This window comes from Candidatus Pelagibacter bacterium nBUS_27, assembly GCF_051200985.1.
GTDB lineage: Bacteria > Pseudomonadota > Alphaproteobacteria > Pelagibacterales > Pelagibacteraceae > Pelagibacter.
Window position 1 is genome coordinate 730,311 of sequence record NZ_CP172845.1, and the last position, 20,217, is coordinate 750,527.

Annotated in this window: 26 protein-coding genes; 9 read left to right on the top strand and 17 right to left on the bottom strand. The window is 30.0% G+C overall.

All coding sequences use genetic code 11. The features are described from left to right. Positions 1–112 precede the first annotated feature (112 nt). The 11 genes from ACIJYG_RS04020 to mnmA all read right to left on the bottom strand — a co-directional run bounded on the left by ACIJYG_RS04020 (position 113) and on the right by mnmA (position 10,296). On the bottom strand, positions 113–463 hold the full coding sequence (locus tag ACIJYG_RS04020) for a hypothetical protein (protein ID WP_435095370.1): 351 nt from the start codon (positions 461–463) through the stop codon (positions 113–115). A gap of 20 nt (positions 464–483) precedes the next feature. Next, positions 484–2,343 (bottom strand): adenylyl-sulfate reductase subunit alpha, encoded by a 1,860-nt coding sequence (gene aprA / locus ACIJYG_RS04025; RefSeq protein WP_435095373.1) that lies wholly within the window; start codon positions 2,341–2,343, stop codon positions 484–486. After that, positions 2,343–2,813 carry an adenylyl-sulfate reductase subunit beta gene (aprB, locus tag ACIJYG_RS04030; protein WP_435087396.1) on the bottom strand — a complete coding sequence of 157 codons (471 nt, stop codon included), beginning with the start codon at positions 2,811–2,813 and terminating at the stop codon, positions 2,343–2,345. The genes aprA and aprB overlap by 1 nt, the downstream gene beginning before the upstream one ends. Before the next feature lie 33 nt (positions 2,814–2,846). Continuing rightward, positions 2,847–3,641, bottom strand: a complete 795-nt coding sequence (locus tag ACIJYG_RS04035; RefSeq protein ID WP_435095376.1) for an adenylyl-sulfate reductase — start codon at positions 3,639–3,641, stop codon at positions 2,847–2,849. A 111-nt stretch (positions 3,642–3,752) separates the two neighbouring features. Continuing rightward, complete coding sequence (locus ACIJYG_RS04040; protein ID WP_435095379.1) at positions 3,753–4,151, bottom strand: HIT family protein; 399 nt, start codon at positions 4,149–4,151, stop codon at positions 3,753–3,755. Between the two features lie 3 nt (positions 4,152–4,154). Beyond that, positions 4,155–4,925 carry an aminotransferase class IV gene (locus ACIJYG_RS04045; RefSeq protein WP_435095382.1) on the bottom strand — a complete coding sequence of 257 codons (771 nt, stop codon included), beginning with the start codon at positions 4,923–4,925 and terminating at the stop codon, positions 4,155–4,157. Beyond that, positions 4,888–5,445 (bottom strand): aminodeoxychorismate/anthranilate synthase component II, encoded by a 558-nt coding sequence (locus ACIJYG_RS04050; RefSeq protein ID WP_435095385.1) that lies wholly within the window; start codon positions 5,443–5,445, stop codon positions 4,888–4,890. Before ACIJYG_RS04050 ends, ACIJYG_RS04045 begins: the two co-directional genes overlap by 38 nt. After that, entirely contained in the window at positions 5,442–6,605 is a 1,164-nt protein-coding gene (locus ACIJYG_RS04055) for a chorismate-binding protein (protein ID WP_435095388.1), read from the bottom strand. The genes ACIJYG_RS04050 and ACIJYG_RS04055 overlap by 4 nt, the downstream gene beginning before the upstream one ends. A gap of 4 nt (positions 6,606–6,609) precedes the next feature. Then, positions 6,610–7,830, bottom strand: a complete 1,221-nt coding sequence (locus ACIJYG_RS04060) for an MFS transporter (protein ID WP_435095391.1) — start codon at positions 7,828–7,830, stop codon at positions 6,610–6,612. 7 nt (positions 7,831–7,837) lie between these two features. Beyond that, positions 7,838–9,013 carry a trans-sulfuration enzyme family protein gene (locus tag ACIJYG_RS04065; RefSeq protein ID WP_435095394.1) on the bottom strand — a complete coding sequence of 392 codons (1,176 nt, stop codon included), beginning with the start codon at positions 9,011–9,013 and terminating at the stop codon, positions 7,838–7,840. A gap of 164 nt (positions 9,014–9,177) precedes the next feature. Then, positions 9,178–10,296, bottom strand: coding sequence for a tRNA 2-thiouridine(34) synthase MnmA (mnmA, locus tag ACIJYG_RS04070; protein WP_435095397.1), 1,119 nt, complete (start codon positions 10,294–10,296; stop codon positions 9,178–9,180). 41 nt (positions 10,297–10,337) lie between these two features. On the opposite strand from mnmA, the gene ACIJYG_RS04075 reads away from it, so the two are divergent. The 4 genes from ACIJYG_RS04075 to ACIJYG_RS04090 are packed head-to-tail and all read left to right on the top strand — an operon-like array spanning position 10,338 to position 12,687. Further along, on the top strand, positions 10,338–10,523 hold the full coding sequence (locus ACIJYG_RS04075; RefSeq protein WP_435095400.1) for a DUF3553 domain-containing protein: 186 nt from the start codon (positions 10,338–10,340) through the stop codon (positions 10,521–10,523). Beyond that, entirely contained in the window at positions 10,520–11,749 is a 1,230-nt protein-coding gene (locus ACIJYG_RS04080) for a hypothetical protein (RefSeq protein WP_435095403.1), read from the top strand. Before ACIJYG_RS04075 ends, ACIJYG_RS04080 begins: the two co-directional genes overlap by 4 nt. Positions 11,750–11,776: 27 nt before the next feature. Next, positions 11,777–12,538 (top strand): 3'(2'),5'-bisphosphate nucleotidase CysQ family protein, encoded by a 762-nt coding sequence (locus tag ACIJYG_RS04085; protein ID WP_435095406.1) that lies wholly within the window; start codon positions 11,777–11,779, stop codon positions 12,536–12,538. Then, entirely contained in the window at positions 12,538–12,687 is a 150-nt protein-coding gene (locus ACIJYG_RS04090) for a hypothetical protein (protein ID WP_435087419.1), read from the top strand. The genes ACIJYG_RS04085 and ACIJYG_RS04090 overlap by 1 nt, the downstream gene beginning before the upstream one ends. On the opposite strand, the gene ACIJYG_RS04095 is transcribed toward ACIJYG_RS04090, so the two are convergent. Further along, positions 12,674–13,237, bottom strand: coding sequence for a regulatory protein RecX (locus ACIJYG_RS04095; protein WP_435087420.1), 564 nt, complete (start codon positions 13,235–13,237; stop codon positions 12,674–12,676). The genes ACIJYG_RS04090 and ACIJYG_RS04095 overlap by 14 nt on opposite strands. Before the next feature lie 26 nt (positions 13,238–13,263). Between ACIJYG_RS04095 and ACIJYG_RS04100 the strand changes: the two genes are divergently transcribed. Continuing rightward, positions 13,264–13,737 carry an ABA4-like family protein gene (locus ACIJYG_RS04100; RefSeq protein WP_435095409.1) on the top strand — a complete coding sequence of 158 codons (474 nt, stop codon included), beginning with the start codon at positions 13,264–13,266 and terminating at the stop codon, positions 13,735–13,737. Then, positions 13,730–14,317, top strand: coding sequence for a 2-hydroxychromene-2-carboxylate isomerase (locus tag ACIJYG_RS04105; protein WP_435095412.1), 588 nt, complete (start codon positions 13,730–13,732; stop codon positions 14,315–14,317). Before ACIJYG_RS04100 ends, ACIJYG_RS04105 begins: the two co-directional genes overlap by 8 nt. On the opposite strand, the gene ACIJYG_RS04110 is transcribed toward ACIJYG_RS04105, so the two are convergent. Then, positions 14,314–14,697 (bottom strand): rhodanese-like domain-containing protein, encoded by a 384-nt coding sequence (locus ACIJYG_RS04110; protein ID WP_435095415.1) that lies wholly within the window; start codon positions 14,695–14,697, stop codon positions 14,314–14,316. The two genes, ACIJYG_RS04105 and ACIJYG_RS04110, sit on opposite strands and share 4 nt — an antisense overlap. Before the next feature lie 45 nt (positions 14,698–14,742). On the opposite strand from ACIJYG_RS04110, the gene bcp reads away from it, so the two are divergent. After that, a complete protein-coding gene (gene bcp, locus ACIJYG_RS04115; RefSeq protein ID WP_435095418.1) occupies positions 14,743–15,213 on the top strand; it encodes a thioredoxin-dependent thiol peroxidase in 471 nt (156 codons plus the stop codon). Positions 15,214–15,264: 51 nt separating this feature from the next. Here bcp and ACIJYG_RS04120 read toward each other — a convergent pair whose 3' ends face one another. The 4 genes from ACIJYG_RS04120 to ACIJYG_RS04135 form a co-directional block, all read right to left on the bottom strand. Then, positions 15,265–16,566: an ammonium transporter gene (locus ACIJYG_RS04120; protein WP_435095421.1), complete on the bottom strand. Its 1,302-nt coding sequence runs from the start codon at positions 16,564–16,566 to the stop codon at positions 15,265–15,267. A gap of 140 nt (positions 16,567–16,706) precedes the next feature. Beyond that, a complete protein-coding gene (locus ACIJYG_RS04125; protein ID WP_023648697.1) occupies positions 16,707–16,982 on the bottom strand; it encodes an HU family DNA-binding protein in 276 nt (91 codons plus the stop codon). 157 nt (positions 16,983–17,139) lie between these two features. Beyond that, the gene (gene rseP / locus ACIJYG_RS04130; RefSeq protein ID WP_435095424.1) at positions 17,140–18,252 is read right to left on the bottom strand and encodes an RIP metalloprotease RseP; all 1,113 of its coding nucleotides are present in this window, start codon (positions 18,250–18,252) and stop codon (positions 17,140–17,142) included. A 6-nt stretch (positions 18,253–18,258) separates the two neighbouring features. After that, positions 18,259–18,708: a YtoQ family protein gene (locus ACIJYG_RS04135; RefSeq protein WP_435087435.1), complete on the bottom strand. Its 450-nt coding sequence runs from the start codon at positions 18,706–18,708 to the stop codon at positions 18,259–18,261. Between the two features lie 160 nt (positions 18,709–18,868). On the opposite strand from ACIJYG_RS04135, the gene ACIJYG_RS04140 reads away from it, so the two are divergent. Both ACIJYG_RS04140 and ACIJYG_RS04145 read left to right on the top strand, forming a co-directional pair. Beyond that, a complete protein-coding gene (locus ACIJYG_RS04140; RefSeq protein ID WP_435087436.1) occupies positions 18,869–19,171 on the top strand; it encodes an ArsR/SmtB family transcription factor in 303 nt (100 codons plus the stop codon). Continuing rightward, the gene (locus tag ACIJYG_RS04145; RefSeq protein ID WP_435095427.1) at positions 19,171–20,211 is read left to right on the top strand and encodes a permease; all 1,041 of its coding nucleotides are present in this window, start codon (positions 19,171–19,173) and stop codon (positions 20,209–20,211) included. Before ACIJYG_RS04140 ends, ACIJYG_RS04145 begins: the two co-directional genes overlap by 1 nt. The last annotated feature ends 6 nt before the right edge of the window (positions 20,212–20,217 follow it).

The following is a 20,217-nucleotide window of genomic DNA, read 5'->3' on the forward strand; positions in this document are numbered from 1 at the left end:
GATTTGTAATTTTATTTATGATTTTTATGTTTGAAAGTTGCATTAACTGCGTCATTACACCCGCAGGAATATTTGTCAAACAATTATTTTAATTCTTTATAATTTTTATTATTTAATAGATGGTAGCACCAAAGACTTTGATTGCACCATCCTCCTCACCTAAAACTAGTCTTCCAAGAAATTCTCCTGAGATTTCTTTGTTCGTCTGTTTGATTAAGACAGTCACATGAACACCTCTTCTAAGACAACCAAATGGTTCAAATGTTTCTTTTAAATTGGTTATTATTTTATTGTTGGCCCACTGCTTACCGAGTTCTACCTCATTGGCTCCAAACAACATTTGAGTTGAAAAATCTTTAGTAAAACCACCATAATCTCTAAGATTTGATGATTTAACCAAATTATCCCAGATGGGTTTAGCTATCTCATAAACCTCATCGTCTGTCTTTGACAATATATCCATGTTGTTGACTTAAAGTCTTATTAAGAAGCTTTTTTCTTCTCGTTCTCGTCCACTATATGGTAGACGGGAACTTTTTCCATACTAAACTTACCAGTTTTAGGATCTCTTCTAGAAACAGTCAAACAATGCCAATTATCATCATCAAGTTTCATATGATCACCTCTGTAATAGTATCCTGGCCATCTAGTTTCTTCTCTAAACATTGTATGTTCTGTTACACACTGAGAAGTAAGAGCTCTATGTTTTAACTCCCAGGCTCTCATCAGTTGGTGGTAATCTTCAGCTCCAACATTTTCAAGATCTTCCTCTAACCAAGCTAAAAGCTCCAAACCTCTTTTAAGCATGTTAGCATTGGTCATATAATTAGTCGCAATTCCACCTACATATTCGTCCATAATTCTTTGTAGACGTTGTAAACCTTGAATTGGTGAAATGTAACTTGGAGATACTGTTCCTCCAGTAATTTCATTTTGAGCAACTGTATACGTTTCAAGTGGTTTATAGACTTTAGTTTTAAAATCCTCACATTGATTATCAGAAACCTTTAAACCTTCAGCTTTTTTGTCTTCAATGTATTTAACTGCAGCTTTAGCAGCTAATCTACCTTCAGTAAAAGAACCTGATGAAAATTTATGAGCACTTCCACCTACTGTGTCACCTGCACCAAACAATCCATCAATTGTAAGCATTCTGTTATATCCCCAGAAATATTCTGGTGGAGATAAATCTTCTGGACCACTAACCCAAGCTCCTGAACATGTAGCATGAGAACCCATTACGTATGGTTCAGATGTTGTTAATTCTGGATTTGTGTATTTTGGATCAATATTTTGAGATGCCCAAACAACCGCTTGACCAACTGTCATACCTAAAAAGTTTTCCCAACCAACAGTTTCTAAATGAGGGTCTTGGAATGCCTCAGTTGTAACCATGTGAATTGGTCCACCACCAGCCATAGTTTCTTGAATAAATGCATGGTTTCTCAAACAAGTTGGAGTAGGATGATGATCAATATACTCACCAACAAGCTCTTTAGTTTGGTCATACCATTTCTTCTCATAGTTTTCACCATTAGCATTTTGAGTATAAGTTTTTAAATGTAAGAAATATGCACCAACTGGTCCATACCCATCTTTAAATCTACATAACACAATTCTGTTTTCCATTTGTGTCATTTTTGCTCCAGCAGCAATAGGCAAAGCATAAGCTGAACCATTACTCCAAGGAGCATACCAAGTTCTTCCCATTCCTTCACCAACAGCTCTTGGTTTAAATATGTGAGAAGCACCACCAGCTGCAACTATTACAGCTTTTGCTCTAAACACATGGAAATCACCAGTTCTCATATTAAATCCAACAGCACCACCTACTCTGTTTTCTTGAGACTCATCCATCAATAAATGAGTAATCATAATTCTGTTGTAAATTTTATCAGCTGACTTTTTTGCAGCTTCTGCAACGATAGGCTTGTAACTTTCACCATGAATCATTATCTGCCACTTACCTTCTCTAAGATATCTACCAGTTTCCTCATTTTTCATCATTGGAAGACCCCATTCATCAAACATGTGAACTGTTGAATCTACGTGACGAGCCATATCATAACCCAAATCTTCTCTAACCATTCCCATTAGATCATTTCTTGCATATCTTACATGGTCTTCTGGTTGGTTTTCACCCCACTGCATTCCCATATAACAGTTAATTGCATAAAGACCTTGAGCAACAGCACCACTTCTATCGATATTAGCTTTTTCAACACAAATAATCTTCATGTCTCTTCCCCAGTGTCTAGCTTCAAAAGTAGCACCAGTTCCAGCCATACCACCACCAACAACTAGAACATCGCAATCTTCGTAATGTGTTTTATGTTTAGCCATTAGTAGTAAACTCCTTTTTTAAATGAATCTTTTGGAACAACTGGTAGTTCTCCATCAATATTAAGACCTTGCGGTTCTGTATATAATCTTTGAGAATTAATTTCACCTTGGTTTGGTTTATCACCATCTGCAAGTTTTGGAATAAATTTTCCCCATGGTTTAGTTGTAATTGGTGAAACAAAATCTTTTGTAGTTCCATTTCTAAATTTAATTTTCCAAGAAATGGTTCCTTTTTCTTCTTCTCTTCTTACTCTAACACTGTGGCCCATTGGAGCAAAATCAGCATATCCTCTAACATCAATAGCATGATTAGGACAAGCTTTTACACAAGAATAACATTCCCAACAAAAATTTGGTTCAATGTTTTTTGCACGTCTAATATTTTCATCAATGTGCATTATATCTGATGGGCAAATATCTACGCAATGACCGCAGCCATCACATCTAGTCATGTATACAAATGTTGACATATTATTTTCTCTCCTTATTTAAAATTTTCATAATTAATAATGTTTAGGTTGTTCTCTTTTAATACCTAAACCAAACTGTTCAGGCGCATCTGCTGGTGGTGGTAAATTATCTCTAGACCCATCAGCTTCAGCTAGATTTTTTTGTATTGCAGCACCAGGTTTGTAAAACATGTGTGCAAATTTTGACCAGTAAACTCCTCCAAATAAAACTAAATTTGAAACAACAAATAAAGCTAAAAATAAGAAAGAAAGTTCTGTCTGACCATTAGATTGAGTATATGACCAAGCCAGTCCAAAAGTCGAACATGCTAATAATGCTAATACAAATAAATCTGCTTTAATAATTCTATACCAAGGATGAGCTTCGGCCGAAACATCAACTCTTAAGAAAAACCAAAACCAATATCCACCAACACATGTCAAAATAGCACCAACATGCCATAACATTGACCACATAGATGATGATGATTTATCAGCACCTGTATAACAAAATACTAACACTGCTGATGACACCCAAAAAATAATTGTGCCATACATACCAAGCACGTGGGATAATCTTCTTTTTCCAAATCCAAGTTCAGCAGTAGTACCAATATCAACAACAGTTGTTTTTGCAATTATAGATGCTTTTTCACCAGCTCCTATTTCTCTAGTTGCCTGAAGCTTAGCTTTTTTCGCATTATTTAAAAAATACGTCAAATTTTTATGATGTATCATTTGAATTATTGTTCCCAGCGCAATTAAAACAATCATTGCTATAATAAAAGATTGCATAGCAAATGGAGATACTGTCTCTGCTAGTATTGAAAATGGATTAGTCTCTAACATTTTACCCTTGTGTTAAATTTTTATGAATTAATTAATGAGTTTTCTAATCTAGATATTTCGCTAGATCAACCCTAACTATTGGGCAATTTGTCTTTAATAACAACCTATAATTTAAATTTTACGCTTGTAGTGTTGATTTTTTTGGATCACTGACCTTACGCCACCCTGGGGATTCTCAACATCATTTTCCCTTCTTGGAATTAAATGAATGTGGCAATGCATAATTGATTGGCCTGCAATTTTACCAGCGTTTGTTCCCACGTTAAAAGCTTTTACAGTTTTGTCTTTACTTAAAATTTCTTCTTTAATTTTTTTAATTAAATCATTGCATGCAAGCAACTCTTCATTAGTTAATTCAAAGTAATCAATTAAATGTCTTTTTGGAATTATTAGACAATGATGATTTGAAACAGGATAAGTATCATAGCTCGCATATGCCAAATCATTTTCATGGGCAATACCACTAGCTTTTGAATTACAGAACAAACAAGGATTATTAGGATCTCTCATAATTTATTTATATTTTGGACAATTATTTATAGCTGAATTGTAATGTTTTAATAGTTGGTTATAAATTTTGAATTCTTTTCTTTTCCAATTAACTTGATTAATTGTTCTGACTGACGCAATTCCTTTTCCTGAGCCAATTAAAATAATTTCGTCAAATTCATTTAAGGAATTTATTAAAATATCTTTTTTTATAATTTTTTTAATTTTTGACTTAAAAAATTTATAAGTAATTCCCTTATAAAATTTATTTATTGGTGAAAAAATTTTTTTATTTTTTACAAAAAGTATATTCGATGTTCCTGTTTCAAGAATTTTTTTGTTAGAACACAATCCAATATCTGATTTAGAATTATCAAGTTTTGATAAATGTTTTAAAATTTCTTTATATTTCAAATTTTTAAATTCTGGTTTTTGTCGCTTTAAATTAACTAATTTTAAATTAAAATTTAACTTAGGTTTAATTCTCTTACGCAAGGAAATTGATAAAGTATTTTTGTTGAGAGCAACTCTTAAAAGATGATTGTATTTTATTTTATTATCCAAATTTTCTTCAATTAATCTTAAAATATCAGATTTAATAGATGACTTTATAATAGAATAAGCTTTGGTAGACTTAATTAAATTATTAATATGATCTTTAAAAAAGAGAATTCTTGGAGGTGAACCGAAAATCCACATGGTAGTAAATACACCATGATCACCCCAAAGATCTTTAAATTCAATTTCCTTAAGATCTTTAAGCTGATAAGATTTTTTTAATAAGTAGTTTACCATTTAAAGTTAAAAAAGATTCTGGGTGAAATTGAAATCCATAAATTTTATCAATGTTATTTTCAAATGACATTGCGGCTCCTGAAATAACACATCTCATCGTTATGTCAAAATTTTCTGCCTTGAAAGGTTCTTTCAGTTTTAAAGAGTGATATCTACCAACTTTAAATTTCTGTCCAGTATTAAATAGTTTGCTTGATTTATTTACCAATACTTCTGATTGAAAGCCGTGGTAAATTTTACTTTGCTCAATTATACTAGCTCCTTCGCTAAATAGTATTTGCTGAAATCCAAGACAAATTCCTATTATTCTCTTCTTGCCTTTGAGTTTTTTATAAATTTTTGAGGATGCAGGGTAATCTTTTGGTGACCCAGGTCCTGGAGAAAAAACAACTGTAGATGCTTGATTTAATTTTAATTTATTAATTTTACTAAAATCATCACACTCAACATCATCAAATAATGAAAATTGATGAACCACATTGTGTGTAAACGAGTCTTTATGATCAATTACATATATCATTTGTACAAATCTATTAGTGCTTTTGCCTTAATAAAATTTTCATTAAATTCATGTTTTGCATTACTGTCAATTACAACACCTGAAGCAACAGAGATCTCGGAAATATCTTTATAATTTAAGATAGATCTAATAATAATATTGAATCTCATATCACCATTAAATTTAATAAAACCAAAGCTTCCTGTGTATATATTTCTGTTTTCTTTTTCCTGATTATTTAGAAGATTGAGAGTATTTATTTTTGGACAGCCAATAACTGAACCACCTGGCATCATAGCTTTAATGATATCTATGTTTTTAACATTCTTTTTGAGTTTGCCAGAAATTAAACTTACATAGTGATAAAGGTCTTTATATTCTTCGACAGATTTTTCTTTTTTTAACCTTACACTTCCAGGAACACATATTCTTGAAAGATCATTTCTTTCCATATCAACAATCATATTATGTTCTTTGGTTTCCTTAATATTATTTTTAAAAAAATTTAAAGCTTTTGTTTTGTTAATATTCTTAGTTTTTCTTAAAGTTCCAGCTATTGGCTTGGTTGAAACAGATAAGCCATTTTTGGTGATCAAATTTTCAGGTGAGCAGCTTATAATTGAAAAATTTTTATCTTTAATCATAAATGCTTCTGGTGCTAAATTAGATTTAGCAAGTCTACAAAAAAAGTCTAAAGGATCAATTTTCGATTTATTCTTGTATTTTGTACATATTTTAATCTGATATGTGTCACCAGATCTTATTTTTTTCTTAAATCTATTAAAAATTTTAGTGTATGACTTTTGATTAATATTGATCTTAAAGTTTTTATCTATTTTCTTGTCACTATTAGATTTATAAAATAAATTGTCTTTGAGACTTACTTTGGTCTCTGGTTTGTAAAAAATTCCTTTGGGAAAATTAATAGATTTTTGTTTAGGAAGTTTAACACCTATAAGGTTGTTCAAAATTTCATAGCCAAAAAATCCAATAAACAAATCTGTATCTTTTATTTTTTTTCTAATTTTTAACTTTTTGTTTAAAAATTTATTAATGTTTTTATTGCTGAGAATTATCTTTTTTGAAAAATCTGAATAGAGATCAAAACCTTTTTTACTTTTATATAAAATAAAAGATTTATTGGAACTATTGATTTCGTTAAGTAAATAATTTTTTGTCAATTTATTAAGTAGTTTGTAATCTTTTAACCTGCTTTTCAATAATTGGTAAATGTATCAAACCTGCAAAAATTGATAATGCGATAGAAATGTACCAAGCATAATCGTAAGAACCATAAAGATCATGAATAACTCCTCCCAAATAAGCTCCAAAAAAAGAACCTATTTGATGGCTTAAAAACACTATACCATACAATAAACCTATATATTTTGTTCCAAACATAAATCCAACTAATCCCATCGTAGGGGGAACCGTTGATAACCATAAAAAACCAAATGTAATTCCAAAAAATATTGCCATGAATGTGCTTGGTGGTGAAAAAATAAATACAGCAATCACTAAACCTCTAGCCAGATAAATTGCACTTAATATCAATTTTTTACTAAATTTTTGAGCAAGATAACCAGATGTTAATGTTCCAAAAATATTAAACAATCCAATCATTGATAAAATCGTAACAGTACACCACTCAGGTAAACCTCGATCGTTTATGTATACGGGTATATGTGTTGCAACTAATGTGATGTGCCAGCCACATACAAAAAAACCTAAAATTAGATAAATAAAACTTTTGTTATCAAATGCCTCTTTAAGTGCTTCAGTTGCAGTTTGCTTGTCATCAATTTTTCCACCTACCACATCTTTAGGTGTAGTTAGAAAGAATGCTAAAATTGATCCAATAAACACAAACACTGCAAAAAATAACAAAGTATTTTCCCATCCAAATTCAACCAAAGAATATCTAGTAAAGATTGGAGAAACAAAAAAACCAAATGAGCCTGAAGCTGTAACAATTCCCATAGCTAAAGTTCTATTAGATTGAGGAAAATGTTTAGCAACAACTGAGACAGGGATGCTGATTGCTGTGCCACCAAGAGCAATTCCTATAAAAACTCCAATTGCTGTTACAAAGTATAGTCCTGTATTAAATTGAGAATAAAGCATCAAAATACCAAATAAATAAAATACAAAACCAATTAATACAGCTATATGTCCGCCATACTTATCAGTGATTATTCCAAACCAAGGTCCAAATACTCCCCAAAGCAACATCTGAAGTCCAAGAGCAAATCCAAATTGAGACAGAGTTATTCCTAAATCAGTTGAGAAATCAAAATAGAACATTCCAAAAGTTTGTCTGATACCAAGAGAAATAATTACAATTGAACAGGCCGATAACAAAGTAATTAAAACTGTTTTATTTTTTATAAATCTTTCAGATGACATTTAAAATCTATTTTAAATGTTTTAGGGCTTGTTTAATATCAGCTATAAGATCATTAGGATCTTCAAGTCCGATATGTAATCTAACAAGATGCTCATTTTTTTCTAATTTTAAGTAACTTCTATTGCCTTGTTCTCTAATATTTTGATGTAAAGCTAAACTTTCAAACCCACCCCAACTATAACCATGGCCAAATAGTTTTAAATTATTCACAAATTTAACCACTGATTTTTCGCTTTTAGCTTTAACTCTTAATCCCATCAAACCTGATGCTCCAGAATAATATTTCTTCCACATTCTAAAATTGTAAGAATCTTTTTTATATGGATATAGCAACTTAATATTTTTAAATTTGGATAAAAACTCTGCAACTTTTTTGGCGTTCTCTCTATGTCTGTCTAACCTAACATCTAAAGTTCTTAAACCTCTTGTTATCAAATAAGCGTCATCAGGTCCTAATCTTAAACCAGTAACTTTTTCTGCAGCTTTAACTTTAGCAAAAACTTTTTTATTAACTGCTAAGCTTCCCCCCATCACATCAGAATGACCTGAATAATATTTTGTTGCAGATACAATAGACATATCAAAACCAAGTTTAATAGGTTTTAAAAAATATGGAGTTCCCCATGTATTATCAATTGCAGTTAAAATTTTATGTTTTTTTGCTATAGAAATAATTTTACCAAGATCTTGAAAATCAAATGTGTTGCTTCCTGGATTTTCTACAAAAATTAATTTTGTTTTATTTGTAATAGCTTTTTCTAATGTCTTAAGATCATGAGGATCATAAAATGTAGTTTTAATATTAAATTCTTTTAGAAAATCTTGTGAAAGTAAACGTGTTGGACTGTAAACTGGATCAGCTACAATTATTTCGTCACCTGGTCTAGTAACGCTAAAAATTGCAAGAAATACCGATCCAAATCCGGTTGGTGTTAAAAAAGTAAAATAGCTTTCTTCTAATTTTGATAAAATTTGCTGTAATATATGGGTAGTAGATGTTCCCTGCCTTCCATAATCAAAGTGTCCACCCGTAGGGTTTTTTTTCGCTTTATTTTGCATTTTTCTAATATCCTGCATCGATTTGAATATAATCGTTGATGCTCTGACAATTGGTGGATTAACAGACTGATTGTGAAAGTCTTTTGCGGTATGTTTTAAAAATGTTTTAAAAGAATTGCTCATAATAAAATTTGATATGTTTAGAAGACAATGCTATATCCCGTAAAAAACGTCAATAAAATTAATAAATAGGATTAAATGAGTTACCCAAAGAAACATAGAGGCCGAAGAAAACAAGGCTCTAAAAAGAGAAGAGCAAAGAGAAAAAACAAGAAGAAATAATTCCTCTATTCTTTAATCCAACCACCCCCAAGAACCCTATGGCCATATTGATCTTTGCTATAGAATACGCATGCTTGCCCCGGTGAAATACCATCTTCAGGATTGGTCAAATTAACATGGGCAGTATTATCATCTTTTAGATCTACTTTTGCTTCAAGAAGATTTCCTGTAGATCTCACTTTGACAAATATATTTTTATCCAGATCCTTTTTATCAGTTAATAAATTAAGATCTTTAAGAGATATGTCTTTTTTTCCAAGATTTTCTTTTGGACCAACTATAATTTCGTTATTATCTGAATTTATCTTTAAAACATAAAGAGGCTCTACATCAGAAACTTTAATTCCTTTTCTTTGTCCAATTGTAAAATTAATAATACCATCATGGACACCAATTACTTTTCCTTCTAAATTCTTAATATTTCCTTTTTGAAAGGAGTCTGGTCTAAATTTTCTAATTACTGATGCATAATCTCCGTTGGGTACAAAACAAATATCTTGGCTATCAGGTTTATCAGCAACATTTAAATCTAATTCTTTTGCAATCTCTCTTGTTTTATCTTTTAGCATTCCACCTAGAGGAAATCTTAAGTAATCTAATTGTTCACGTGTCGTATTAAATAAAAAATAACTTTGATCTCTGTTTTCATCAATTGCTCTATACATATTGTTAGTGTTATTTGCTGTAATGTTTTTTACATAATGACCTGTTACTAATGCATCTGCATTAAGATCTTTTGAGACTTCAAATAAATCTTTAAATTTTACTGTTTGATTACATTGAACACAAGGTATTGGAGTTTCACCATTTAAATAACTATCAACAAAATTATCTATTACACCTTGTTTGAACTTATCTTGATAATATAAAATTTTATGCTCAATTCCTAATTTATGAGCAACACGTTTTGCATCCATGATATCTTGTCCTGAGCAACATTGTTTAGATTTAGCTACTTCTTTTCCATCATCATAAAGTTTTAAAGTTATTCCTATAACTTTATAACCCTCATTTTTCATAATTCCGGCTACAGTTGAAGAATCTACTCCACCTGACATAGCCACGACTACTGTCGTATCCTCAGGCTTTTTATCAATTCCAATAGAGTTTAATTCTTTATTCATAAGGTGGTATTTATACTTATTTACAATATAAGTTAAATTAAATGATTTTAGATTATGAGCCAGGTGACAAAGTCACTAATCCAAACAATAAAGACTGGGGTATTGGGCAAGTTCAATCTATTATAAATGGAAAAGTTACTGTTAATTTTGAAAATGTTGGTAAAAAAGTTGTTAATTCAAATTTAATAAATCTAGAAAAACTCTCTAACAAAAAGGATATTAAATGAGAATAATATTAATAATAGTAATAAGTTTAATTTCATTTTGTAATTTTGCTTCTTCTAAAGAAAAGCTTTTACCTAATACTCTTTTAGAAATTAAAGTAATTGAAAACTGGGAACCAGTTAAAAACTTTCAAAAGTTTAAAGAATATTCAAAAAAAACACCTATGAGAGACTATTATAAAAGAAAAGATAAAGAGCTTAATTGCTTTAATAGAATTAAAAATGTAGATCCCTACCCCAAAAATGACAACTCACATCAGGCATGGTTTACATGCCAAAGTTATTTACATTTTGCTGGAATTAATAATCCTCAAATAATAGGTGATATATTATTACATTGGGCATCAGCAAAAAAAGATCCAATGATTGTAAAAAGAGTATCTGGATATAATGTTGCTGGATATGATATTCCTAGTACGATTGGGACCTTTGCTCAATTTTATGCTGTTTGGCACAAAGAAATTAATTATACAAAACAAGAGAGGCAATTAGTTGATAAATATCTGGTCCAAAAACTTTTTGATCAAAAATTCAAAGTTTTAAATAAAGGTACTAGAAAGTGTAATATCAAAAAATTAAAAAGTATTTACTCAAAGAACACAGGAACAAATAATTGTGGAAACATTAGAATGAAAGTTGCTGTTGGTGAGATTATGCTTGGCTTTAGATTGGAAAATCAAGAGTTGTTAGACAAAGGTCACGAAGATATTTATGTTGTGCAAGCTTTTATCAACAAAGATGGTATCAACATTAACCACGCAAGTAGAGGTGCTAATACTGTAAACTATTCATGGGAATATACAGGTTACTCAAGTATTCTAGCAGAAGTTTATAAGCCTGTTGGATATGATTATTTTGAACATACTTTTCCTCGTGGAGCTAAAGTAAAAGATTATTTAAAATTCAACTACAGGCTTCTTAAAGATTTTAAATTAACAGCAGAATGGGCAAAAAGAAATGTGGGCTCAATGTTCGAACCATATAAAAATATATCAAAACTCACTCAAGCTGAATATTTACAAACTGAATATGCTGAAAATGTTTATTCTTTTGAATATGGTGATAGAGAGTTCATAAAAGCACATCCAAGATTTACAAAAAAATATATGCCTGAAGTTTATTCAAGTGTTTCTGAAGAAGAAATTAAAAATTTTTATAAATCAAGAGAAGGTCTAATCTCAGCTAATAAAGGTGTTAGTTCTTATGGCTTATATATTGGGAATAATTGAGAGTAATATAAAATAAATTTTTATAATATGGATATAAAAAAAATTGTAGAGGACTTAATAAATTCTTTTTTAGAAGCTGGAGAATTATCATTAACTCTTCGTGAAAAGGGATTAAAAAAAGAGATAAAATCAGACAACACCCCAGTTAGTAATGGTGATTTGGAAGTTAATAAATTTATCACACAAAAAATCTCTGAGGTAACACCTGATATCCCAATTATATCAGAAGAAACTTCAGATAATAAAAATAACACACAACTAAAAGATTTTTGGTTAGTTGATCCTATAGATGGTACATATGATTATATAAATAATCTCGAAGAATTCACAATAAATGCTGGTTTAATTATTAATAACAAGCCTGTAGCAGGATTAATTTATGCACCTGCAAAAAAAAGAATGTTTTATTCTTATGGTGAAGGAAGTGCTTTTGAATTAAGCAATGGAAAAACTTCAAAGCTAAGTGAAAAAGAGACCAAAGTTAGGCCAATTAAATTTATTTCTTACTCAAACAAAATTAAACCAGAAATTCAAAAAATATATCAAGATATTGGTGTAGTTGAAAACGTAAGAATGAAAAGTTCACTTAAATTTTGTGTTGTAGCAGCTGGCGAATATGATGGTTATGTTGCTGAACCAAGAGCTTATGAATGGGATATAGCTGCAGGTCATGCAATATTAGAGCACTCTGGTGGAACTGTTACAGATTTTAATGGTAAAGAAATTCTTTATGGAAAAAAAGATCTTAAAAACCCAAGTCTAATATTAAAAAGTAAAAATATATTATAATGGATGAACAGTTAAGAATTATATTAATTATAATAGTTTCTGTATCTATTTTTGGTTTATTAGTTTTTGTATTTGTTAAAAACTATGTAAGACAAAAAATTAATAATTTAGTTGAAGAAGAAAAAGATACAAAAACTAAAGTAGATTAATTATTTTTAGGTATTCATCTTTTTCTATATCCATTACTTTTCTGGAAGTCTCAAAATCAAAACCATTTCTAGCTAATAAAGAAATATCTTTTTTGTAAAATAAAGTTCTATTATCTTCAGCTCTTGCTGGTCCTATTCTTTTTTTTTTGCAAATTTTTATTGCTGAAAAAAAATCTTGATCAGAATTATCTTCTTTAATTTTATCGACAGTGTCTTTAATAAACTCATCATGAATTCCTTTACCTATTAGGTAGTTTCTAATTTTATTAATAGAGCTTCCTCTTTGGATCATACTTTTTGCTTTGCTTTCAGAATAAAATTGGTCATTAATAAATTTAGTTTTTTCTAAATCAGACAAAACAATATCAATCAATTTATTGACATCTTTTTTTCTTACATCAGAGGAAGAAAGTTTCATATATTTCTTCAACAAATAAGTCTTTAACTGCTGTTTTGAAGGGGCATATTTTTCAACATAAGCAAATGCAAAATTTCGCATCTCTTCTACAGTTACTTGCAGTGTTTTTTTTCTATTTCTTATAGGAATCATGGATAGATTTTATATAATATATTTAAATGATCGAACAAATTTATACTTATTTTTCTATTGAGACACTTTATATGTGGATCAACATTGGTGTATTACCGTTTTGGTTTATACTAATTTTTTTTCCTCAGTCTCATCTTGGTAGAATTTTTGTTGCATCGGTATTTCCAATATTTATCTTAAGTGGTATCTATATTTTTGTTTTATATAAATCCTATTTAATTGGTTATGATTTTATTGGAAATTTTACATTATACTTAGGTTTAGATGAACTCTCTAGATTATTTGAAGATCATCTATATTTAATGCTCTTTTGGACACACTTCATTGCAATCAATTTATTTGTGGGTGGGTGGATTGTTAAAGACTCACAAAAATTTTATATCAATAAAATCTTAATAGCTTTTCCTCTAATAGCTACTTATTTAGTAGGACCGATTGGTTTATTAATATATTGGATCATTAGAATATTCTATGCAAAAAGAATGAATTTATATGAGTGATCATATAGATTTTTATTTTGATATAATCAGTCCCTATTCTTACATTGCCCATAAAAAAATAAAAAAAATCAAAGAAAACAAAAAAATTACATTTAACTATAAGCCTATTTTATTAGGTGGTCTTCACAATCTAGCAGGTATAAGCGCTCCAGCTTTTAACAAGTATAAAATGAAAAATATGCAAAGTGATTGTGAATTAATTTCAAAAAAAAATGACATTTCTTTTAATTGGAATTTAAAATTTCCAATAAATTCATTATCAATTATGCGCGGATATTTACAAGTGAATGAAGATCAAAAAAAAGATTACTTGGATACTTTTTTTGATGCCTATTGGAAAGATAATTTAGATTTATCTTCAGAAAATGAATTATATAAATTGCTAAATTTTTTAAATATTGATACAGAAATTTTTTTTAAAGAAATCAATCATCAAAAAATTAAAGATAATTTAAAAGAATTAACCAGTGATGCTTTTAAAAAAGAAGTTTTTGGTGCTCCAACTTTTGTGGTAAAAAATAAAATTTTTTGGGGACAAGATCGTTTGGAATATGCTCTTGAAGAATTAAGCGATAATTAAACTATTTTAAACTTGCTTTGTTTAATCGCTCCAAACCCACCATCAATATGAGAAACTTTTTCAAAACCCATATCTTTTAATGATTTAGCTGCTAAAGCAGATCTCATTCCACCTGCACAAAATAAAACCATTTCTTTATTACGATCTAATTTACCTTGTTGAAAATAAGGGCTATTTGGATCTAGCCAAAACTCTAACATTCCTCTTGGAACATGATGTGAATTTTCAACTCTTCCTTCTTTTTCTAATTCTCGAACATCTCTGATATCAATTAAATTACAATTGTTATCTTCAACAATTTTAAAAGCTTCATCAGTATTAATTGTCTTAATTTCTTTTAGTGCTTCTGCGACTAAAGTTTGTGCTGATTTAATTGTCATAATTATATTTAAAATAACTTAAAAACATTATATTGCTAGCAAATTATGTTAAAAATTAATACCAAGGCTCCTAATTTTATTTTACCCTCAACATCAAAAGAAAATTATTCGTTAAAAGACTCTATCGGAAAGTTTGTTGTAATCTATTTCTATCCAAAAGATGATACTCCGGGCTGCACTATAGAAACTAATGATTTTAACAAATTACTTTCAAAATTTAAAAAGTTAGATTGTGAGATATATGGAATTTCAAAAGATAATCTTAAAAGTCACGATAAATTTAGAGATAAATATAAGGTAAAATTTGATTTATTAGCTGATGAAGAAATTAAAGTACTTAAAAAATATAAAGTTTGGGGTAAAAAAAAATTTATGGGACGAGAGTTTATGGGGATTATAAGAACTACAATTTTAATTGATAAAAAGAGTAAAATTATAAAGATTTGGGATAATGTGAGGGTTAAAGATCACGCAAAAGAGGTGTTAGAAACTCTAAAAGGAATTATAAAACAATAAGAAAGGCCCCTTATTTCTAAGGGACCTTTAACGTTATAGAGAAAGAATTTTTTAGTCTCTAATTGCGTAAGCAATTACACCTGTTTCAGTAACATCAGTTCCTTTTGCTTGAGCCTCTTTACTTAAAGTAATTCCTACCAGAGAGTTAAGCACTGACCAGATAATATATGAAACAATAAATACAAATATATTTATTGAAACCACTCCAATTAACTGTGCACCAAACGTAGCATCTGGGTTTGTTAATGGCACGGCTAATGTTCCCCAAATACCTGAGAGTAAATGAGCTGGTATTGCTCCAACAACATCATCAAGTTTATAACTAAATAGTAATTTAGTTCCGAACACAACAATGACACCACCAACAGCACCAATTAAAATTGCAGTTAAGGGTGATGGAGCTAATGGTTCTGCTGTTATGGCAACTAATCCACCTATTGCACCATTCAACATTTGAACTACGTCAGTTTTACCAAACATTAATCTAGTAACTACTGCCGCTGCTAATACACCACCACAAGCTGCTAAATTGGTATTAATAAAGATTGTAGAAATCGAAACAGCGTCAGCAAATGATCCAAGAGCTAATTGTGACCCTCCATTAAATCCAAACCATCCTAACCAAAGTACAAAAACACCGATTGTAACTAAAGGTATTGATGAGGCTGCAAAAGGTTTGATAGGTGTTGGCACACCAGATTTTGTAAATCTACCATATCTTGGTCCAAGTATCATTATACCTGCAAGCGCAGCTGCACCACCCGTTGAGTGAACTAATGTTGATCCAGCAAAGTCAGAAAAACCAATTTCAGCTAACCAGCCCCCGCCCCACTGCCAACCCATTACGATTGGATAAATTACTCCAGCTAAAATAGCTGCAAAGAAAAAGAATGGCCATAATTTGATTCTTTCAGCCATAGCTCCTGAACAAATTGAAACTGTTGTTGCACAAAATACCATTTGGAAAAACCAGTCAGATCCATCTGAATAGCCAGTTTCTAATGAACTGGCATCAGACCAAGGTACAAAATTTCCTATATATCCACCTTCTGGAATACCGTATGCCAAGTTGTAACCAACTAGCCAAAACATAATTCCTGATATTGCATAAAGACCAATGTTCTTTGCACAAATTACAGAAACACTTTTTGAAGTTACCATACCAGATTCAAGCATTGCAAAACCTGCAGCCATGAACATGACAAGGAAACCACAAATTAAAAATAATAGAGTATTAAAGATAAACCCTACTTCTGCTGATACTGTTGTTTCAGCATTTCCAACACTAGTTAAACTCATTAACATTACTAATGAGAGCAATGGTGTTGATATTAGTTTAATAATTTTTTTCATAAAACCTCCCGTTAATAGAAGACTTATAAATTGATGAATTTTTAAAACTAACGCTGATTAGGAAAATTTGGTATGCAGTTTTTGCATATAGTAACAGCCCTAAACGTATTTAAATACGTTAGGGCTGTTAAAAAAAATGATTACTTGTTGAATACTTCTTTTAAAGCTTTTGCGGGTAAGAATTTTACTTTTTGAGAAGCAGCGATTTGGATTTGTTCACCTGTTCTTGGGTTTCTTCCAACTCTTGCTTTTCTTTTAGCTACTTTATAAGTACCAAATCCAGCAATTTTCACTGAATCATCACCTTTTAGTGCATCTAAAATAGTGTTGGTAATTGTATCAAATGTTCTTTCAGCATCTGCTTTGCTCAAGTTTAATGAGCCAGAAAGCTGTGCCATTAGTTGTTTTTTGTTCATTTTAGCTCCGGTTTAGTTGATTAATTATCATACTTATCATAAACGTTGATAAATCAAGCTTTTTTTTAGTGTCTTTATTTTTAAAACATACAATATCTTGATATTCATTAAATAAGTGTTGATTTTACTTACTTTTTTAAAGTTCAAATAAGTTTAATTAATTGAACAAACCTAAGTCTTTTAGGTCATTAAATGTTGTAAAAAACATCAATGATAGCAACAAAAACATCCCGATTCGAAAAAAACCTTCTTGCGTTTTTTGAGACAAAGGGCGTCCTAAAATTTTTTCAAAAGCATAAAACATTAAGTGTCCGCCATCTAACATTGGGATAGGAAATAAGTTAATTAAACCAAGACTTATTGAAATATAAGCCATTATTGAGATAAATGGTAAGATACCAATTTCTGCGACTTGACCAGTAATCTTAGCAATTCTAATAGGTCCCCCTAATTGGGAGGTATCACCAGTACCTTTAAACATACTGCCAATATATTTTAGTGATGTAGCGCTCACAAAATAAACTTCTTTAACAGAATGAATTAAAGCTTGGGCTGGTCCTAATTTAACATGATTGATTTCATTATTGTAAGCACCAAGTTTAATACCAACCATTCTTTTATTAATTTTATTACCTAAATTATCTTCGCTTAAAACTATATTAGGTTTAATTTTAAGCAAATACTCTTGGTCAGATCTCTCAACTTTAAAATCGATAATTTCACCTGTGGAAGTTGTGATAAATTTTGAAACATCCATAATGCTATTAACTTTATTGCCATCAATTTCCAAAATAACGTCATTTTGTTTAAGTCCACCAATCATAGCTGGACTATCTTTTTGAACTTCATTAATTACTGCTGGAGTAAAATCTTTTCCAATAAAAGTATAAATTGAAAAAAAGATTGCTATTGCTAAAAGAAAATTGGCAAGTGGTCCACCAAATACTATTAAAACTCTTTGATACAGAGGTTTTAATACAAATAACCTATCTTGATCTTCTTTATTATATTGTTTTAAAACTTTCTCTTGATCAGCTTGTGAAAATACGTTTCGATCCCCAAAAAACTTTACATAACCACCCAAAGGTATCCAGCAAATTTTCCATCTAGTTCCTGATTTATCATTCCATCCAAAAATTTCTTTACCAAAACCTATAGAAAAATCTGTAACTCCTACTCCATATCTTTTGGCAAACCAATAATGACCATATTCATGAATAAACACCACAACCAGAATTAGAATTAAAAAAGGGATTATATATGTTAGCATTATTAATTATTTTAAAGATCCTTCTAAAACATATTTTAATATTCGAACTGCTTGTTTTTGATCAGATGCAACGGCTGATGCAGCTGCATCAACTTCTTTAAGTGCATGTTGATGATCGTCATTATGAATAACAATTATTGATTTATTTAAAGCTGCTGCATAACCAGCATCAAAAGCAGCATTCCATTGTTTGTATTTTTCACCAAATTTAACAATAATTACATCACTGTCTTGAATTGATTTTTTAGTTCTAATTGAATTAATATTGGCACCTTTTCTATCTTTCCAAAAATTTTTTTCTTCAGCTCCTAAAATTTCGACACCACAATTATCAGAAGTTTCATGATCAGTAATAGGAGATGTAAACTCAATACCTAGTTTTTCTTTTTTACAAAGTTCAACAATTTCATTTCGCCAATCACTATGTATTTCACCAGCTAAATAAACTTTTAACATTAATATCTCCTAATTATTATTATTATACAAAATGATATATCAAATATTAAACTTAACTTTAACTGTATAAAACCACACAGTTAATTGTAATTACATTCCTATTCTTTTACTTAATCATTGACATCATACTATTAATAACTATATAACTAGTTATATAACTATGTTAGATACTGATAGAGCGGCAGAAGGATTTAATGCAGTAGGCTCAAAACATAGGTTAAGTGTTCTTCTAGAATTGGTTAAAATAGGTTCAAAAGGCTTATCAATTGGTGAAATACAAGATCTCCTTAATATACCATTATCAACACTAGCTCACCATCTCGATTATTTAAAAAAAGCAAATTTAATTAAACAAGTAAAAAAAGGTAGATCCATTTTAAATTTTGCTCAAATTAATCATATTCAATCTTTAGCTGATTATCTTTTAAAAGAATGCTGTGTAAATGAAAATAAAAGAAAATAATGAAAGCAGCCTTTTTAAGAAATATTAATAATTTTAACCTTAAAATTAATAATGTTTGGACACTTGTTGTTTTAATCTCCTTATTAATTTTCATATTTGAGTCTAATAATTTTAATTCTATTTTAGTTTTTGCCTTAAAGGCTTTAATGGGAACTATTCCTTTTATTTTATTTGCTATCAGCTTAGTTGCATATTTAAAAGCAACTGGTGCCGAAAGTTTAGTTTCAAAAGCATTTAAAGGAAAAGGAGTTAGAACGATTTTTATCGCAACATTAGTTGGTGGTCTTGCTCCATTTTGTTCATGTGAAGTAATACCATTTATAGCAAGTATGCTAGCTTTAGGAGTTCCGCTATCTGCTGTGATGGCTTTTTGGTTATCTTCACCTTTAATTGATCCTCCTGCTCTGTTGATCACTGCAAGTGCTCTTGGTTGGGATTATGCAATAGCAAAAACGATTTCAGCATTAACTATTGGTTTAATTGGTGGCTTTGGAATTTATTTTTTAACAAAACTTGGGATGTTTACAAGCCCATTAAAAGATCAAAATAGATCTAGTAGTGACTCATGCTGTGATACTAAAGATCCTTTTAATCAAGAGCTTATCTTAAAATTTTGGAATAATTCAGAAAGAACTAAAATTTTTAGAGATGAATTTATAACGAATGGATTATTTTTATTAAAATGGTTATCGCTTGCTTATTTAATTGAAGCATTAATGGTTCAATTTATGTCTGCTCAAGTAATTGGAAGTTTTTTGTTAGGAGATGGATTGTTATCTATTGTTATAGGAGCTTTTGCTGGTGTACCTGCTTACTTAAATTCTTATGCAGCACCAGCTATTGTGTCAGGATTAATTGAACAAGGATTGAGTGCTGGTGGTGCTATGGCTTTTCTAGTTGGTGGAGCAATCAGTTCTATTCCAGCAATGACAGCTGTTTGGTCTCTGGTGAACCGCTCTACATTTATCGCTTACTTAACTTTCGGTTTTGGAGGAGCTATTTTATGTGGAATAGCTTTTCAATTTTATGTTAATTTTTAAACGAAG

What these genes read in the sequence shown, in the direction of transcription:
- ACIJYG_RS04020 (WP_435095370.1), bottom strand. Translation starts at nt 463, where the DNA reads ATGGATATATTGTCAAAGACAGACGATGAGGTTTATGAGATAGCTAAA.
- aprA (WP_435095373.1), bottom strand. Translation starts at nt 2,343, where the DNA reads ATGGCTAAACATAAAACACATTACGAAGATTGCGATGTTCTAGTTGTT.
- aprB (WP_435087396.1), bottom strand. Translation starts at nt 2,813, where the DNA reads ATGTCAACATTTGTATACATGACTAGATGTGATGGCTGCGGTCATTGC.
- ACIJYG_RS04035 (WP_435095376.1), bottom strand. Translation starts at nt 3,641, where the DNA reads ATGTTAGAGACTAATCCATTTTCAATACTAGCAGAGACAGTATCTCCA.
- ACIJYG_RS04040 (WP_435095379.1), bottom strand. Translation starts at nt 4,151, where the DNA reads ATGAGAGATCCTAATAATCCTTGTTTGTTCTGTAATTCAAAAGCTAGT.
- ACIJYG_RS04045 (WP_435095382.1), bottom strand. Translation starts at nt 4,925, where the DNA reads ATGGTAAACTACTTATTAAAAAAATCTTATCAGCTTAAAGATCTTAAG.
- ACIJYG_RS04050 (WP_435095385.1), bottom strand. Translation starts at nt 5,445, where the DNA reads ATGATATATGTAATTGATCATAAAGACTCGTTTACACACAATGTGGTT.
- ACIJYG_RS04060 (WP_435095391.1), bottom strand. Translation starts at nt 7,830, where the DNA reads ATGTCATCTGAAAGATTTATAAAAAATAAAACAGTTTTAATTACTTTG.
- ACIJYG_RS04065 (WP_435095394.1), bottom strand. Translation starts at nt 9,013, where the DNA reads ATGAGCAATTCTTTTAAAACATTTTTAAAACATACCGCAAAAGACTTT.
- mnmA (WP_435095397.1), bottom strand. Translation starts at nt 10,296, where the DNA reads ATGAATAAAGAATTAAACTCTATTGGAATTGATAAAAAGCCTGAGGAT.
- ACIJYG_RS04075 (WP_435095400.1), top strand. Translation starts at nt 10,338, where the DNA reads ATGATTTTAGATTATGAGCCAGGTGACAAAGTCACTAATCCAAACAAT.
- ACIJYG_RS04080 (WP_435095403.1), top strand. Translation starts at nt 10,520, where the DNA reads ATGAGAATAATATTAATAATAGTAATAAGTTTAATTTCATTTTGTAAT.
- ACIJYG_RS04085 (WP_435095406.1), top strand. Translation starts at nt 11,777, where the DNA reads ATGGATATAAAAAAAATTGTAGAGGACTTAATAAATTCTTTTTTAGAA.
- ACIJYG_RS04090 (WP_435087419.1), top strand. Translation starts at nt 12,538, where the DNA reads ATGGATGAACAGTTAAGAATTATATTAATTATAATAGTTTCTGTATCT.
- ACIJYG_RS04095 (WP_435087420.1), bottom strand. Translation starts at nt 13,237, where the DNA reads ATGATTCCTATAAGAAATAGAAAAAAAACACTGCAAGTAACTGTAGAA.
- ACIJYG_RS04100 (WP_435095409.1), top strand. Translation starts at nt 13,264, where the DNA reads ATGATCGAACAAATTTATACTTATTTTTCTATTGAGACACTTTATATG.
- ACIJYG_RS04105 (WP_435095412.1), top strand. Translation starts at nt 13,730, where the DNA reads ATGAGTGATCATATAGATTTTTATTTTGATATAATCAGTCCCTATTCT.
- ACIJYG_RS04110 (WP_435095415.1), bottom strand. Translation starts at nt 14,697, where the DNA reads ATGACAATTAAATCAGCACAAACTTTAGTCGCAGAAGCACTAAAAGAA.
- bcp (WP_435095418.1), top strand. Translation starts at nt 14,743, where the DNA reads ATGTTAAAAATTAATACCAAGGCTCCTAATTTTATTTTACCCTCAACA.
- ACIJYG_RS04120 (WP_435095421.1), bottom strand. Translation starts at nt 16,566, where the DNA reads ATGAAAAAAATTATTAAACTAATATCAACACCATTGCTCTCATTAGTA.
- ACIJYG_RS04125 (WP_023648697.1), bottom strand. Translation starts at nt 16,982, where the DNA reads ATGAACAAAAAACAACTAATGGCACAGCTTTCTGGCTCATTAAACTTG.
- rseP (WP_435095424.1), bottom strand. Translation starts at nt 18,252, where the DNA reads ATGCTAACATATATAATCCCTTTTTTAATTCTAATTCTGGTTGTGGTG.
- ACIJYG_RS04135 (WP_435087435.1), bottom strand. Translation starts at nt 18,708, where the DNA reads ATGTTAAAAGTTTATTTAGCTGGTGAAATACATAGTGATTGGCGAAAT.
- ACIJYG_RS04140 (WP_435087436.1), top strand. Translation starts at nt 18,869, where the DNA reads ATGTTAGATACTGATAGAGCGGCAGAAGGATTTAATGCAGTAGGCTCA.
- ACIJYG_RS04145 (WP_435095427.1), top strand. Translation starts at nt 19,171, where the DNA reads ATGAAAGCAGCCTTTTTAAGAAATATTAATAATTTTAACCTTAAAATT.